We start from the raw sequence: 16,351 nt of genomic DNA on the forward strand, positions 1-16,351 counted from the left end.
GCACGGCCGGTTTCTTTCGGCCGACGTTGCCGGAAGCGGCCGGCAACCGCTTTGCGAAAGATCGGCGATAGCCGCCGCCACGCCGGCGTCATTGCTTCGCGCAGCCATGCCGCGCGGTTGTTCCGTTTACTCGCTTGCCGTACCCGGCGCTTTCGCGCCGTCCTGCCCGACCTGTATCTCCAGCCGCTTCAGCGCTTCCGCCAGCTCCGCGTTCTTCGGCTGAATCTTCGCCGCCTGCGCGAACGCATTGCGCGCTTCATCCTGGCGGCCCAGTTTCCACAGCACTTCGCCCTTGTGCGTCAGGCCGGTTGCATAGGCTTCGCGCGCGTCGCTGTCGTCGTCGCTGTTCTTCGCGAAGATCGCGATCGAGCGGTCGAACCACGTGAGCGCTTCGTCGTTGCGACCGAGGCGATACAGCGCCCAACCCTTGCTGTCCAGCGCATACGCATCGTCCGGGGATTCCGCGAGATGCGCATCGATCATCGCGAGCCCGCGATCGACGGCGATACCCGCGTCGGCGAGGCGATAACCGATGTCGTTCCGGCGCTCGTCGGGGATGTCGCCGAGGTCGAGCACGGCGGCGACGCGGCCCGCATCGCGGTCGGCGATCGCGAGTGCCAGCAGCTTGGTGACGATCTGCTGCCGCAGTTCGGTGCTGATCCGGTCGCCGTTGGCGACCAGGCTGCCGAGGTATTGCGTGTACAGGTCCGGCGCACCCGGATCGCTCTGGCTGTTCGCGATGGCCGCACCCGGGCCTGCGCACCAGTCGGTGTCGGCTGAACCGGCGAGTATCCCCGTGTAGAGATTGATGTTCCGCGGCGTGCGCGATTGCGCGTAGTAGCTGTAGCCGTTGGCATCCGAGTAGCCGCACGCGAGATATTCGCGGTCGACGTCCAGCACATACGGAAAGCCACGGAGCGGCGCCTTGCCGGATGAATCTTCCAGCCGGAACGATTCGCCCATGTCGCCTTCGCCGATGATCGGGTTGAACACCCATTGTTTCTCCGGATGCGATTTCGGCAACCGGATCTTGACGGTGCGCCCGGCGGCGTTGGTCGTGCCGAAGATCACGCTGTCGTGCTGGTCCGGCTTGACGGGCAGGCCCGCGATGACCTGTCCGGGCAGGAACAGCCGGTAGCGCGCATTCGGCAGCGGCTGGTGCGTGACGGGGTCGCGCAGCACGAACTGGTGTACGTAGGCGCCTTTCCCGAACGACGCGGTCGGCGCGACGTAGGTGCGAGCGTGGGCAGCGGGCAGCGCGGCGCAGCCAAGCGCGGCGGCAACGAGCGTGGCGAGAAGACGTGATGTCATGGATTTTCGGTTCTTATAAGTGAAGGTGTTATTGACCGACGGCCGGAAATGCGTCGAACGACAGGCGCCGCCGTCGGCACACGGCGGCTGCGGCCAGCGAATCCTGCTGCGGATCGCCGGGTCGTCCAATGCAGTTCAATGCGGATTCCGTTCACCACCGCGCGTGGGACGAGGCAGATAGACGGATGATGCGGGAATGCAGCGAGCAGCATAACAGGCCGTGCGATGAAGTCCCGTCCCATTGGGTTTCGTCGTTGCGGACGAGAGAACGATATCGTGATCTGTCGATCCGCTCGGCGATCTGTTCGACCGTGGGGAGAAGGGTGGAACGATTGAAACTCGATCGTTCTTTATGGCGCCGACCGCCTCGGGCATCCGCGGGTATGCAGCGCGCTCGTGAAGCAGTGGCGCGAATGTCGGTTCGACGAAGCCGCCGTTGTGCAGCGGCGTTGCGGTGCCCGGCAGCCCTCCCACGACGTATCCGGCCGCACGCGCTTCTGTCAAACTGGCGCCCATGAAACCGCGCCTCGCTTCACCGCCTTCTCCCGATTCCGCGCCTGCGCCCGCAGGCTTTCCCGACGCCGACGAACTGGCCGCGCTGCGCGCGTGGTACGCGGGCATGACCGTGCGCCAGGCCGTCGAGCGCTACCTGCCCGATCGTCTCGGCGAAGGGCGGTCGGCGCGCGGCGTGATCGGCGGCATCCGCCGCCGCCTCGTGCGCGTCGCGCGGCAGGCCGGTCGGCCGGATCTTGCGGAGCAGCTCGGACATCCCGACGGTGAGCGTTTACGGGAGGCGAAAGCGGCTAACGAAGCGATCGGCCTGCTGCGCCATGCGCGCGCGCCGGCGCCGCAGATCAGTGACGACGTCGGCCTGTGGCTGCCCGCGCGCGCGGTCGCCGCGCTGCGTGCGCACGGGATCGCGACGCTGGCCGATCTCACGGTGCGGATTCCGCGCCGACGCCAGTGGTGGAGCGCGATCGCGGGTCTCGGCGTGGCCAGCGCGCGCCACATCGAGGCGTTTTTCGCCGCGCATCCGGACCTGACTGAACGAGCGCGCGCGCTGATCGCCGCGACGCCGCGCAGCAGCATCGTGCCGTGGGAGCAGTTGAAGCTGCCGCACGAGGTCGACGGCTCGGCCGGCACGTTCCGCGCGCCGCGCGCGACCAGCACGCTCGACGCGGACAACGATTACGCGGCCGTGCACGCATGGCTGTCGCTGCACGAATCGGCCGCGACGCGGCGTGCTTACCGCAAGGAAGCCGAGCGGCTGATCCTGTGGGCGATCGTCGAGCGCGGCCGCGCGCTGTCGTCGCTGACGACCGAGGATGCGGTCGCGTATCGCGGGTTCCTGCGGCGCCCGACGCCGCACGAGCGCTGGGTCGGGCCCGTGCGGCCGCGCAGTGCGCCCGACTGGCGGCCGTTCTCGGGCGCGCTGTCCGCGCGTTCGGCGGCGTACACGCTGTCGGTGCTCGGCGCGCTGTTCCGCTGGCTGATCGAGCAGCGCTACCTGCTCGCGAATCCGTTCGCGGGCGTCAAGGTGCGCGACACGCGCAGCGCGAACGCACTCGACACGTCGCATGCGTTCACCGAAGGCGAGTGGCTGCTCGTCCGCACGATCGCCGACGGGCTCGAGTTCCGCAAGGAGGCGTCGTCCGGCTGGACGCCGGCCGCCGCGCAGCGGCTGCGCTTCATCCTCGATCTCGGTTATGCGACCGGGCTGCGCGCGAGCGAACTGGTCGGCGCGACGCTCGGCGACATCGAGACGGACGCGCACGGCGATGCGTGGCTGAAGGTGATCGGCAAGGGACGCAAGGCCGCGCGCGTCGCGCTGCCGCCGCTGGCGCGTACAGCCCTCGATCGTCACCTGGTCGCGCGCCGGTTGCCGGTCACGCCGGCGCGCTGGCGGCCCGATACGCCGCTGATTCCGAGTCTCGCGGAAGACGGCGCGGCCGCGATCACGAGCGTGCGGCTGTGGAAGGTGATGCAGCGCTTCTTCGCGCAGACGGCCGACGCCGTCGATGCCGACAACCCGGCACTCGCACAGAAGTTGCGGCAGGCGAGCCCGCACTGGATGCGTCATACGCATGCGACGCACGCGCTCGCGCGTGGGGCCGAGTTGACGACGGTGCGCGACAACCTGCGGCATGCGTCGATCTCGACGACATCGATTTATCTGCATGGCGACGATGTGAAGCGCGCGCGGCAGATGTCGAGCGCGTTTGCGGCGGACAAGTAAGTAAGCGGACGGCGCGGACGCGTCACGTCCGCGTCATATTTTGTGAAGCGCCGTCGGGCGATTCATCGGGCCGCGATGTAACTGTCAGGTGTGTCAGGAGATTGTTGGCCGGAAAGGACGCCCGTACCTGAATGCGTTTTCGGTCGACGCATCGACGACGTGCGGCAACGTACCCGCCGATACAACGGAACGGTCCGGCACACACGGCGGTCATACTTTTTTTCACCAGGAGCAACGGATGGCATCGAGCCGGGGTACGGTCGATTTCATCGTCGAGCAGATGACGGCGGCCGGTACGGTATCGGCCCGCAAGATGTTCGGCGAATACGGCATCTATTGCGACGGCAAGATGGTCGCGCTCGTCTGCGACGACCGGCTGTTCGTCAAGCCGACGCCCGAAGGCCGCGCGTTTCTCGGCACCTGCGACGAAGGCCCGCCGTATCCGAGCGCGAAGCCGCACCTCGTGATCGCCGGCGATCGCTGGGACGACCGCGAATGGCTGTCGGCGCTGATCCGGATCACGGCCGCGCAGTTGCCGGTGCCGGTGAAGCGGAGCCGTTAGCGGCCATGAACCCCGCGTAACCACGCGTAACGTCGTGCCGGGCGCAGGCGTATTCTGTGAATCGTGCGCGCGACCATCGCGCCCCCGGCGGGAGCACAAGAATGAAGACATCCGGACATCCGCGCGGCACGTGGCGTGCCCGTCGCGTCTGGCACGCGCTCGTCGCGGCCGTGTGTGTCGGCTGGAGCGTGCTGTCGTTCGGCGCGGAGGGCGGCAACGGCGCGGCGGCGCTGCTCGACCGTTACCACAGCCTCGGCGCGCAACTGAAGGACAACGCGTTTCGCCGGCCGCTCTACCTCGAATCGTCGGAGTCGTCGTCGTCGCTGAAGGGCGACATCTACGCGGTGGTCGACTATCCGTTCGCGGTCGTGAACAGCCAGCTCAACGATCCCGCGCAAGGCCCCGCGAACTGGTGCGCGGTGCTGATCCTGCACCTGAACACGAAGTACTGTCATGCATCGAGCGGCGGCAATGGCCCCGTGCTTGACGTGAACGTCGGTCGCAAGATCCAGCAGAAGCTGTCGGATACCTATCGCCTGCAGTTCCGCTATCGCGTGGCGGCCGCAACGGCCGACTACTTCCAGGTCGACCTGACCGCCGACAGCGGCCCGATGGGCACGAAGGATTACCGGATCGCGCTGGAGGCCGTGCCGGTCGGCGCATCGCGCACGTTCCTGCATCTCACGTATTCGTACGGCTTCGGCACGGTCGGCCGGATGGCGATGAAGACCTACCTCGCGACGGTCGGCAGCGAGAAGGTCGGCTTCACGCCCGCCAGCGATGCATCGGTCGCGAAGCCGCAATACATCGGCGGCGTGCGCGGGCTGCTGGAGCGCAACACGATGCGCTACTACCTCGCGATCGACACGTATCTCGCGACGCTCGACAAGCCGCTCGACCAGCGCCTCGCGCGCTGGTTCGACGCAACGGAGCAGTATCCGCTGCAACTGCACGAAGTGGAGCGCAGCGCGTATCTGCAGATGAAAGCGCAGGAGGTTCAGCGGCAGCAGGCGGCGCGGTAGGCGGCGCCTGCTGCCGGGTTGCCGCTCAGTTCGACGCGCCGCCGACCGTGCGGATGCTGTGCCATTGCCCCTGTTCGACGCGGAACAGCGTGTAGGGCGGCTTGATCAGGTCGCCGCGCTCGTCGAACGAGATCTTCCCGGTCACGCCCGTGACCGACACGCCGGGCAGGCTCGCGACGATCTTGCCGCGATCGACCGAATCGGCCTTGCGGACCGCCGCGATCATCGCGAGTGCCGCGTCGTACGCGAACGGCGCATACAGCTCGACGTCCTGGTTGAAGCGTGCCTTGTAGCGCTGCGCGAACGCGATGGCCGACGGCAGCTTGTCGAGCGCCGGGCCCGGTTCGAGATCCTGCGTGCCTTCGCCCGAGTTGCCGGCAATCTTCAGGAATGCGTTGCTTTTCAGCGCGCCGGCGCCGAACAGCTGCGCGCGGATGCCGAGCGAGCGCATCTGCTTGACGAGCATCGCACCCTGTTCGTCGAGCCCGCCGAAGAACAGCAGGTCGACGTTGCTGCTCTTCATCGTCGTCAGAATGGCGCGGAAATCGACGGCCTTGTCGTTCGTGTATTCGCGGTCGACGACGCTGCCGTGCGCGTCCTTCACGCCTTTCTCGAACGCGTCGGCAAGGCCCTGGCCGAACGCGGTGCGATCGTCGATGATGCCGATCCGCTTCGCCTTCAGCTGCTCGACCGCGAAGCGGCCGGCCACCACGCCGCCGACGCCGTCGTGTCCCATCGTGCGGAACACGTTCTTGAAGCCCTGCATCGTCAGTTGCGGATTGGTCGAGCCGGGCGTGATCATCGCGACGTTCGCCTGCCGGTAGACGGCCGACGCGGGGATGCTGCAGCCCGAGTTGTAGTGGCCGATCACGCCGACCACGCCGTCGTCGACGAGTTTCTGCGCGACCTGGATCGCGATGCGCGGATCGGCCTGGTCGTCCTGCACGTCGAGCACGAAGCGCACGGGCTTGCCGCCGACGGTCGGATGCTTCGCGTTCTCCTCGTCGAGCGCGAGCTGTGCACCGTATTGCAGATCCTTGCCGACACGCGCGACGGGCCCCGTCAGCGGACCGGCAAAGCCGATCTTGATGGTTTCCGGGTCCGCGGCCTGCGCGGATGCGGCGACCGTGCCGATCGAGCAGACGGCCAGCCATACCAGCCAGTTACGACGATTCATGTTGCCTCTCCTTGCAGTGGTTGAAATCGCGGCGCGCGTCAGAATCGCGCGGCCCGGTAAGGCGTGAGGTCCAGCGGCGGTGCGCGCTGGGCGACGAGGTCGGCGACGATCCGCCCGGTGATGCCGGCGAGCGTCACGCCGAGGTGCTGATGCCCGAACGCGTGGATCACGCGTGCGCTGTTGCGGGCGCGGCCGATGACGGGCACGCCGTCCGGCAGCGTCGGCCGGAAGCCGAGCCAGCTGCGCGTCGGCGCGCCGAGCGATGGCAGTGCCTCGCGCGCCGAACGCGTGAGCAGTGCGACGAGCGACGGGTTCATCGGCGCGTCGAAGCCGCCGAGTTCCACGGTGCCGGCCGCGCGCAGCCCTTCGTCGAGCGGCGTCATGTAGAAGCCGCGCTCGGCCCAACCGACCGGCCGCGTGACGATTTGTTCGTGCGCGGCGAACTGCACGTGATAACCGCGTTCGGTATCGAGCGGCACCGCATCGCCGCAGGCGGCCGCGAATGCGCGCGAGCGCGCGCCCGCGGCAATCACGACCTGATCGAAGGCACGCACCACACCGTCCGCATGGACGTTCACGCCGTCACCGGCGGGCTCGATTCGTTCGACGCACGCGCGTTCGAGCGTCGCACCGCCGGTAGCCAGATGCGTGAACAGTTCGCCGAGAAAACCGTGCGGGTCGGAGAAATGCCAGCTGCCGACGAACAGCACGCCGCGCGCGAAGATCGGCGCGAGCGCGGGCTCGAGCCGGCGGATCGCGTTCGCGTCGAGCAGCTCGAACGGCACGCCGAGCCGGCGCCGAAGCGCGAGCGACGGCTGTGCGGCATCGAACGACGCCTGCCGCGCATACAGGTACAGGCACTCGCGTGGCCGCACGAACGCCGCGAGCCGCGTGGTCGAGAGCAGCGGCGCATAACCGTCGGCGGCGCGCGACAGCAGCGCGGCCAGCGCGCTTGCGCTGCGCTGGTGGCGCTCGGGTGTCGATGCGAGCAGGAAGCGCGCGAGCCACGGTGCACCACGCAACAGGTATGGCCAGCGGATGCGCAGCGGGCTGTCGGCGGCGAACAGGAAGTGCGGGAGGTCGCGGAACACGGACGGGCCGTTCACGGGCACACAGCCGTACGGCGCGAACGTCGCGGCGTTGCCGAACGACGCGCCGTGGCCGACGCCGTCCGGATCGAACAGCGTCACGCGATGCCCGTCGCGCTGCAGCCATGCCGCCGCGCCGAGCCCGATGAAGCCTGCACCCACGATGGCGACGTTCGCCATGACGCATCCCCTCCGGCACACATGATTCACACAAAGTTGAGATTAAGAATCACACAGTAATTTTTTGTGTGCAATCAAAATGAGATTGTGTGGCGCTAGTGTTTACCCGATTCCAACCGGCTGATTCAGCAGACTTTTCTGCTGGCGTTTGACGGGGAGGGGATGTCATATACAATCGCTGGGCAGGTCAAAATGGCAGACAAACGCTTTTTGTGTGGTCACAGGCGACAAATGGCATCAGACAAACTTTCCGGCGAGCGCGATGGCGGTGCGCCGGCACCGGCGAAGCGGCCGACTTATGTCGAGGTATCGAGCTCGATCGAGGCGGAAATCCGCAACGGCATGTATCCGCCGGGCAGCCGCCTGCCGCCGCAGCGCCAGCTCGCGACCGAGCTCGGCATCAACGTGTCGACCGTGTCCCGCGCGTACAAGGAACTGCAGCTGCGCGGCCTCGTGATCGGCAGCAAGCGCCGCGGCTCGCTCGTCACCGGCGGCGCGATGCCGAGCATCGAGCCGGCCCGTGCGTCGCTCGCGGCGGGCAACGGCGTGATCGACCTGACCGTGAACCGCCCGGCGACCGGCGAGTTTCTCGCGAGCCTCGCGCAGACCTTCGGCACGCTGCCGAACGACCCGCGTTTCGCCGCCTTGCAGGAATACCAGCCGCCGCAGGGGCCCGAGTGGGCACGCGCGGCCGGCGCGCAGTGGCTGGCCGCCCCCGGCTTCGCGCCGTCGCGCGACCAGGTGGTCGTCACGAGCGGCGCGCAGCACGGGCTGTACGCGGTGCTGAACAGCCTGATCGGCACCGACGGCGTGATCGTTGCCGATCGCCTCACGTACTACGGGCTCAAGGCGCTCGCGCCGGTATTCCAGTTCGAGATCGTCAGCGCGCCGGCCGACGACGATGGCCTGCTGCCCGACGAGATCGAGCGGATCTGCCAGCGCATGCCGGTCAAGGCGATCTTCGTCGTGCCGAACCTGCAGAACCCGACCGTGACGACGATGAGCCTCGCGCGCCGGATGGCGCTCGTCGACGTCGCGCGGCGCCATCACGTGACGATCATCGAGGACGATGTGTACGGGCCGCTCGTGCGCGACCGGTTGCCGGCGATCGCGGGGCTGTGCCCCGAGCTGACGTTCCATATCGGCGCGACGTCGAAGATTCTGGCGCCCGGGCTGCGCCTCGGCTACCTGAGCTGCCCGCGCGACAGCGTTGCGCTGTGCGCGGAAGCGGTGCGCACGACCGCATGGATGCCGGCGCCCACGTCGATGCTGATCGCGACGGTCTGGATCGAGGACGGCACCGCCGAGCGGATCATGGCCGCGCAACTCGCGGAGATCCGCGCACGCGTCGATCTCGCTCGGGAACTGCTGCCGGCCGGGCAACTGAAGTCCGACCCTGCATGCATGTTCGTATGGTTGCGGCTGCCGCCGCCGTGGCGGGCCGACGACTTCGCGGCGAACGCGAAGGCGCGCGGCGTGATCGTGATGCCGTCGTCGACGTTCGCGGTCGATCGTGCGGAAATCGAGCACGGCGTACGCATCAACCTCGCGTGCCCGGCCACGCGCGACGAACTCGTCAACGGGCTGCGGATTCTGTCCGGCACGCTGAAGGACCGGCCGCGCGCGCTGTTCGGTTCGATCTGACGCCGTCGCTCAGTCGAGCAAACCCGCGACGACGTCGACGATCCGCTGCAGCAGCGCTTCGTCGTAAGACAGCCACGGCACCGCGCGCAGCGGCGACGGCGGCGGCTCGATCGCGGCATCGACAGGCTCGCCGTCACGCGTCACGCGGCCGGTCGCGCAATGCACCGACCACGCGCCGACGCGCACATGACGTTCGTCGATCGTCATCCTGCCTTGCGCAATCGGCTCGGCGAACACGAGCGACAGCACGTGCTTGCGATGCCGCGCCATCACGCCCAGCGGCAGATCGGACAGCCGGTTCAGCCGCTGCCAGCGTTCCGCTTCGATGTCGCGTTGGCGAACCGGGTCGACCGCTTGCGCGGAGGCTGCCGCGCGCGTCGCGTCGTCGTCGAGTGCGAACGCGGCCACGCTGACGAGCAGGTCGACCGCGCGCGCCACTTCCGAGAACACGACACGATCGATCTCGCCGATCGGCAGCGGCACCCAGCGCCGTCCTTGCCGGCGTTCGACATGCAGCCGGCGCGACGTGCCGTGGCTTTCGGAGCCGGGATAGAGCCGCGCATCGACGAGGAAGGTCGCGCGCACGTCGCCGAACTCGCGCACGAGCCCGTCGTCGTACGCGCGGATCGACCAGCCTTCGCGGCGCGCGACGCCGAGCAGCGGCCGGCTCGACAGCACATGACCTTCGAACATCGCGGAATCGCTGGACGAGGCGTCGTTTTCCGCCGGCACGTAGTACTCGCGGAATGCCTGCCTGACCGGCTGCCGAAGTGCGCGGCCGACGATCGCGCGCTGCCACGCGAGCCGCTCGTCCGCGTCGGCCAGCAACGGGTGCCACAGGCGGATGTCGCTGTCGTCGGCGATGTCGCACGCGTGCCCGGCCGCGTCGCGCAGCACGACCTTGCCTTTCACGATGTCCGGCATGAACGACTGCGTCGATCCATCGCCGGCGCGTGCGTGCCAGATCATGCGCGCGGAGAACGCGGCGCCGGCCGGCGCATCGACGAGCCGCTCGCGCCATTCGGCATGACCGAGTGTCATCGGCTGCCAGAAGCCCGCTTCCATGCACGCGGCGAGCATCGCGAGCTGCTTCTTGTCGGGTTTCGCGTCGAGCGTCATGCGCAGCGCGGTGTGCGGTCGCTCGCCAAGCGCGCGTTCGGCTGGTTTCAGGTTGCGCGCGAGCTTCTTCTGCACGCCGGCATGACGCACGACGGCCAGCGCATCGCGCAGCGCGCGCACGCTCTCGGGGGTGGGAATCGTTTCGACCGCGTGGCCGAGCGCGATCGCGAGCGACTGCGACGGCGCCGTCTTCGCGGCCGTCGGCGCGACGCATACGCCCGTCAGCAGCGGCCCGATCAGCGGGCGCAACCACGCTTCGTCGCGGTACGCGGCCACGCGCGCGGCGCGTGCGACGACCTGCGCGTCGTCGGTCGTGAATGCGCGATCGGCCTGATACGGCACGGTGCCCGCATGCAGCGCCGCGACCTGCCGCGCGGCCTCGGTCAGCGCGTCGCGCGCGAATTCGACGTAAGCGGCATCTTCCGCGAGCGTGACGGCCGGATCGCTGAAGTCGATCCACAGCCGCTTCGGCGCGAAATAACCGTCGTGCGTCGCGGCCAGCGCGAGCAGCGCGGCCGGCCCGAGCTCGGGCAGCACGTCGAGTTCGCGCACGCGAAACGGCGAATCGGCCAGCGCTTGTGCATACGTGTCGCGTCGTGCCGAGAAGTCGCGGCGGCCGGCGAACCAGTCGAGCGCATAGGCGCCGTATGCGGATGCGGCGCGCAGGCCGCCTTCCTCCGGTTCACCCGCGATGCGGACGAGTTCGGCCTGCAGCGCGGGCGACGGCGGCGCGTCGAGACAGGGCAGCTCCTCCAGCGCACGTTGCCACGCGCCGGGCGGGATGTCGCGGAACAGCTCGAGCGCGGCATCGGCGTCGACGAGTGGCACGAGACCGAGCGCATCGATCTGCCCACGCAGCCAGCGCGCGAATTCGGCGCGCGGATCGTTGTATGCGCAATCAGGCGGCACGATTTCGCGCTCGGTACGGCGCAGCGCCGGCCAGACCGCGCCGAGCGTGTGCGCGTCGAGCGCCGACAGGTCGATCGGCGCGCCGGTGAAGCGCGGATGGTCGGCAGTGCCGGTCAGCCGCGCGACGAGCAGGGCGACGAGCGCGCGGTCAGTCATGCGGGGTCTCCCGATTCGCGCCGCGTCCGGCCGCTTCGTTCGGGCTCCATTTCTGTACTTTTCGGGCGGCGTGGATTGCGCCGCCGCGGGCGAATGCCTGTTCGATCGTGTGCTGCATGGTCTGACTCCGGCAATGAAAACCGTGCGATCGCACAGTATTGCATCCCGATCAGAACAGTCTGGAGAAAGGCTGTCGGCCGCCCGGCCATTTCATAAGACGTACAGTTCTCCCGCCATCCGCGATCCGCGCCAAACTGTACTCTTGTTCGCATGATCGATGTGTATACTCCTCGCCAACTGTTCTGCTTTTAAGATTCATCCATCAAGTGCACAGTGCCGCAGATCCTGTTGTTCCGGACCCCTGGCGGCGCATCTTCAAGAGAGAGCCAGTGCGATGGAAAAGGCAAAACCGGAGGGAAAGATCAGGAATCACGATGGCCCGGTCGGCGGGCGGAACACGTGCGACCCGGACGCACATGGCATGGCGGCGCGGCTGCGCATGCCGGCGGGAGGCGCACGATGAAACTCTATGAAAAACTCGCGGACGACATCGAGCGCCTGATCCGCCAGGGCGTGTACCGCCACGGCGACCGGATTCCGTCGGTGCGGCAGGCGAGCCAGCAACACCGGATCAGCATCACGACCGTGCTGCACGCGTATCTGCTGCTCGAAAGCCGCGGGCTGCTGGAAAGCCGGCCGCAGTCGGGCTATTTCGTGAACCTGCGCCGCGACGACAGTCATGCGCCGGTGCGCGAGTTGCGGCCGTCGAAGCCGATCGCGATCTCGTCGTCCGTGGACGTGAGCCGGCTCGTGCTGTCGACGCTGCGCTCGATCGGCACGGACGACGCGGTGCCGCTCGGCTCGCCGTATCCGGACCCGAGCCTGTTCCCGTTCGAGAAGCTGAACCGCTACGCGTACGCGGCCGGCCGCGACAAGGCGCTGTGGGGCGTGACGGACGGGCTGCCGCCCGGCCATCCGCGACTGATCCGGCAGATCGCGCGCCGCTACCTGGAAAACGGGATGTCGGTGGACCCGAACGAGATCATCGTGACGGTCGGCGCGACGGAGGCGATCAACCTGTGTTTGCAGGCGGTCGCGAAACCGGGCGATACGATCGCGGTGGAGTCGCCGACGTTCTACGCGATGCTGCACGCGATCGAGCGGATGGGAATGAAGGCGATCGAGGTCGCGACGCATCCGGAATACGGAATCGACATTGCCGCGCTGGCCGCGATCGCGAAGTCGCAGCCGATCGCCGCGTGCATGGTGATGCCGAACTTCCAGAACCCGCTCGGCTTTCAGATGCCCGACGAGCGCAAGCGCGAACTGGTGGAGTTCGCAACGAAGGCCGGCATGCCGCTGATCGAGAATGGTGTGTATAACGAACTGTATTTCGGCGATACGCATCCGAGTTCGCTGAAGTCGTACGACCGCAGCGGGATCGTGCTGCATTGCGCGTCGTTCTCGAAGAGCCTGACGGCCGCGTACCGGATTGGCTGGGCGTTGCCGGGCCGTTATCGCGATCAGGTCGAGAAGCTGAAATTCCTGAACACGCTCGCGACGCCATCGCTACCGCAGCTCGCGATCGCGGAGTTTCTCGAACGGGACGGTTACGAGCATCACCTGCGGCGCTTGCGCAAGGCGTATGCACAGCAGGCGAACCTGATGCGTGCGATGGTGTCGCGGTTCTTTCCGGAGGGCACGCGTATTTCGAGCCCCGCGGGCGGGTACGTGCTGTGGGTCGAACTGCCCGCGCAGGTCGATGCGATGCGGTTGTACCAGCTTGCGCTGGAGCAGGGAATCACGATCGGCCCCGGCTACATGTTCTCGATCACGGACAGCTACCGGAACTTCATCCGGTTGAACTACAGCAGCCCGTGGTCGCCGGAGATCGAGCAGGCGGTGATCGCGGTCGGGAAGCTGGCTGCGGCGTGCATGAAGTGACGGGGGGTGTTGTCGCTTGTGGGGTAATGACGAAGCCGGCTTTGGGCCGGCTTTGTTTTTGGGTTGTTGCGGGGTTCGGGGAGCGGGATGCGAATTGTTCGCGTTCGGCCAGTTTGGGACATTCGATGCAACCGCGCATCCGTCCGCTCGCTGTTCGGAAGAGGCCGGTCCGGACGGTAGCGCATCGTTTGTATGTTGGCCAATCGCGACATGCCAACAAGCATTACGGAGAGCTATCACCATCACACCACCGCCCGCATACAGCGCACGCTTAGGCTAAAATTTACCGCTACAGAATGTTTGATAAGTCACGAGTGCTACTGGGGGCTTGCTCGTTGCCAATTTCCGCGACCAACGACGTTCGAATTACTAGATAAAAATGCCTGGACTATACGCAAATCGCAATCACCATAGAGACTTTTTCCGAAATGCATTGCTCGATTCGGCACGTTCGGCGAGCAACGTCTACATTGCTGTAGCCTTCTTTACAGAAGTCTCCGTCGTTGAAGAATTGGTCGCATCAGGTTGTAACGTTCGACTGATCGTTAGGTTGGGTTTTCCGACCAACCCATACGCGCTTGAACGATTGATGGCTAACCCTCGCGTGCAGATGCGATACTTCACCGGTCATAGTTTTCATCCGAAGCTATATATTTTTGGAGACGAGATTGCGTTCGTTGGCTCAGCGAACCTCACCGGATCGGCTATTCTGACTAATCAAGAAATCGTAGTGGGTATTGGCCGAGACGACGACAGATTCACAGAGCTCGTCTACATCTTCTCCGAGTACTGGCAAGAATCGAGGGTGTTGCATGACGATGATTTGAAGAGCTACAAACAGCTTTTCAACAAATTCCAACAACATCAGGCGGCAGCGGAGCAGCTAGGGCAGAAAATCCTTAATCAACTCGGCGATTTCTCGCCGACGAACATCACTCGCGAGACCCCAAAATTAACGAGCCAAGGGATGTATCTTGAGGATTTTCGCAAGACATACCAGGAGAGTCTATCTGCATTCAATGTTGTCCGCGATGCGTACGAGGCTACAGGTTATAGGAAAGCCGACGATAGTCTCATCCCCTTGCGCCTTGAAATAGATTCCTTCATCAGTTTCGTCCGTGAACGCAAAGCGCAAGGTGACGCTTGGCGGCAGGCTCCGCTTCGTTCAGTATCTGAGCAAGCCAAAATGATCGGTGATCTAGTCCGAGAGTGGCGAGAGACGCCGTGGGAGTATTTTGAGCGTACCGTAGTACATGAGACTTATCCGCGACTTATGAAGGTGTTCGAATCGCCTGATTCGCTCAAGAATACGCCACCGGAAAAACTGTTCGACGCGCTCTGTACCTTACATTCGTTTCACGACAGATTCAGATTCTTTGAAGGCGGAATGTCAACCTGGAAGTCGACATTCGTCACGGTCAATGACGCTAAAAAGGTTTATGACTCTCTTTCCTATCTTGTATTTGGTTCCGATAGGGTCGAGCAACGGATGGCCAATTTGATTTTCAATCCACAATACAAACTCTCCGAGTTCGGCCGAGCAAATGTCCAAGAGCTAATCGGTTGGTGTAACCGGGAGCAACTTCCGGTCATCAACGGGAGAACAACCAAGGTTCTTCGATTTTTGGGCTCGGAAGTCGCTCAACTGTGAAGGTCAAATTTCGATCGTTTGAAGTAAGTGGGACAGCGGACGGTGAACGACTCTGGCCCAATGACCCAAACGGATCGCGACCACCCAGCCGCGACCCGCCGCCGGCGCGGCGGCGGTCCTCCCCGAAACGTCGCGTCAGCGCGAAGCCCCGCCGTCGCGGGGCAACGATCCTCGACAGCCGACGGCGTTCAGGCTGCTGCCGCCTTCTGAATCGAGTCGTGCTGATCGCCACCCAGGATATCGACAAGACTGGTCAACATCCGCGCCAGTTCACCCGTCATCAGCGTGACATCCGAATCGAAGCGTTCATCGTCGTTCTGCGCGGTGGGATCCGCCGCCTCCTTGATCACGTCGAGCGGCGTGACACGCTTGATCGTCAGCGACGGTGTCAGCACGAAGGAGATTCGGTCATCCCAGGTCATCGCGAGGCGCATGCATTGTTTGCCGGCCTCGATGTGCCGGCGCATGTCGTTCGCTTCCAGCGCGTGGCCGACGTATCGCACCGTGGCGCCGCCTTCGCCGGTCGAGCGCAACTCGGCGTCCTGGTCCACGGTGAATCCGCCCGGCGCCTCGCCGGACAGCAGCCAGTCCGTCATCGCGGCGACCGGCGAAAGCGCCACATGAACGCCGGCGAGCGGCAACTGATCGATCGATTTGACGAGCAGGCCGCGAACGTCGTCGGCAAGCGCCTGTGCAGCCGCATCGATGACGAGCCAGCCGTTCACCGTATCGATCCACACGCGGGTATCGCGGCGAATGGTGAACGCGCGCGGCAGCAGTTCATCGGTCACCTGCTCCTTGAGTTCGCGCAGCTGTTTTCGCCCGACCTTGAAGCCCTGTTGCTCCTCGACTTCAAGCGCCCGGGCCTTGGTCACCTGATTGACGACCGACGCCGGGAGCAGCTTCTTTTCGGCACGAAACACCAGCAGCATCTGCCGGTTGATCGAATACACCAGCGCGCCGTCGTCACGCGGCGACGCCCATCCGTGGCGCTGCATCTCGACGCTGCTGCCCGGCTGAAACGCGTGGGGCGCCAGCCATTTTTCCATCTGATCGGGGGTAACGGCCCAAGGGGCCGGAAGACGATGAAGCTGAAGATTCTTGAACCACATAGGGGTACGGGCAAAGCGCACCATTCTATATGACGGTGATGCTTCGTGGCCATGAAGTGCCGTTCGGCTCGTCGCAGCCAGCGACACCTGAACGTCCGCAACTTACTCGAGACACGCCGTTCCATCGGCATTATTTGCCGTCAACCCGGCACCTGACCCGGTACGGAGGAATACAACAGCCGACGCGTAGACCTTCGCTTGAAGAAGTCGACGCCGAATGCGACGGTTGGACGATTGATT

12 protein-coding genes are annotated in these 16,351 nt (G+C 65.7%); 6 read left to right on the top strand and 6 right to left on the bottom strand.

Annotated elements, in window-relative coordinates:
• Positions 1-126 precede the first annotated feature (126 nt).
• Complete coding sequence (locus tag ACN22W_RS38045; protein WP_419690209.1) at positions 127-1,311, bottom strand: tetratricopeptide repeat protein; 1,185 nt, start codon at positions 1,309-1,311, stop codon at positions 127-129.
• A 514-nt stretch (positions 1,312-1,825) separates the two neighbouring features.
• Here ACN22W_RS38045 and ACN22W_RS38050 point away from each other — a divergent pair.
• From ACN22W_RS38050 to ACN22W_RS38060, 3 genes are all read left to right on the top strand, one after another.
• Complete coding sequence (locus ACN22W_RS38050) at positions 1,826-3,547, top strand: phage integrase family protein (RefSeq protein ID WP_419690210.1); 1,722 nt, start codon at positions 1,826-1,828, stop codon at positions 3,545-3,547.
• A gap of 238 nt (positions 3,548-3,785) precedes the next feature.
• Positions 3,786-4,109, top strand: a complete 324-nt coding sequence (locus ACN22W_RS38055) for a TfoX/Sxy family protein (RefSeq protein ID WP_419690211.1) — start codon at positions 3,786-3,788, stop codon at positions 4,107-4,109.
• 101 nt (positions 4,110-4,210) lie between these two features.
• Entirely contained in the window at positions 4,211-5,131 is a 921-nt protein-coding gene (locus tag ACN22W_RS38060) for a hypothetical protein (RefSeq protein WP_419690212.1), read from the top strand.
• Between the two features lie 25 nt (positions 5,132-5,156).
• On the opposite strand, the gene ACN22W_RS38065 is transcribed toward ACN22W_RS38060, so the two are convergent.
• Positions 5,157-6,308, bottom strand: coding sequence for a branched-chain amino acid ABC transporter substrate-binding protein (locus ACN22W_RS38065; protein WP_419690213.1), 1,152 nt, complete (start codon positions 6,306-6,308; stop codon positions 5,157-5,159).
• Positions 6,309-6,346: 38 nt separating this feature from the next.
• The gene (locus tag ACN22W_RS38070; RefSeq protein WP_419690214.1) at positions 6,347-7,576 is read right to left on the bottom strand and encodes an NAD(P)/FAD-dependent oxidoreductase; all 1,230 of its coding nucleotides are present in this window, start codon (positions 7,574-7,576) and stop codon (positions 6,347-6,349) included.
• Between the two features lie 231 nt (positions 7,577-7,807).
• On the opposite strand from ACN22W_RS38070, the gene ACN22W_RS38075 reads away from it, so the two are divergent.
• Positions 7,808-9,220 carry a PLP-dependent aminotransferase family protein gene (locus ACN22W_RS38075; RefSeq protein WP_419690215.1) on the top strand — a complete coding sequence of 471 codons (1,413 nt, stop codon included), beginning with the start codon at positions 7,808-7,810 and terminating at the stop codon, positions 9,218-9,220.
• Positions 9,221-9,229: 9 nt separating this feature from the next.
• On the opposite strand, the gene ACN22W_RS38080 is transcribed toward ACN22W_RS38075, so the two are convergent.
• On the bottom strand, positions 9,230-11,404 hold the full coding sequence (locus ACN22W_RS38080; RefSeq protein ID WP_419690216.1) for a DUF4132 domain-containing protein: 2,175 nt from the start codon (positions 11,402-11,404) through the stop codon (positions 9,230-9,232).
• On the bottom strand, positions 11,397-11,522 hold the full coding sequence (locus ACN22W_RS38085; RefSeq protein ID WP_419690217.1) for a hypothetical protein: 126 nt from the start codon (positions 11,520-11,522) through the stop codon (positions 11,397-11,399). The genes ACN22W_RS38080 and ACN22W_RS38085 overlap by 8 nt, the downstream gene beginning before the upstream one ends.
• A 401-nt stretch (positions 11,523-11,923) precedes the next feature.
• On the opposite strand from ACN22W_RS38085, the gene ACN22W_RS38090 reads away from it, so the two are divergent.
• Together ACN22W_RS38090 and ACN22W_RS38095 are read left to right on the top strand one after the other, a co-directional pair.
• Positions 11,924-13,348, top strand: a complete 1,425-nt coding sequence (locus ACN22W_RS38090) for a PLP-dependent aminotransferase family protein (protein ID WP_048249993.1) — start codon at positions 11,924-11,926, stop codon at positions 13,346-13,348.
• Between the two features lie 433 nt (positions 13,349-13,781).
• Positions 13,782-14,999: a phospholipase D family protein gene (locus ACN22W_RS38095; RefSeq protein WP_419690218.1), complete on the top strand. Its 1,218-nt coding sequence runs from the start codon at positions 13,782-13,784 to the stop codon at positions 14,997-14,999.
• Between the two features lie 188 nt (positions 15,000-15,187).
• Here ACN22W_RS38095 and ACN22W_RS38100 read toward each other — a convergent pair whose 3' ends face one another.
• Positions 15,188-16,111, bottom strand: coding sequence for a recombination-associated protein RdgC (locus ACN22W_RS38100; protein ID WP_419690219.1), 924 nt, complete (start codon positions 16,109-16,111; stop codon positions 15,188-15,190).
• Positions 16,112-16,351 lie beyond the last annotated feature (240 nt).

This window comes from Burkholderia theae (assembly GCF_048565265.1).
Classification (GTDB): Bacteria; Pseudomonadota; Gammaproteobacteria; order Burkholderiales; family Burkholderiaceae; genus Burkholderia; species Burkholderia theae.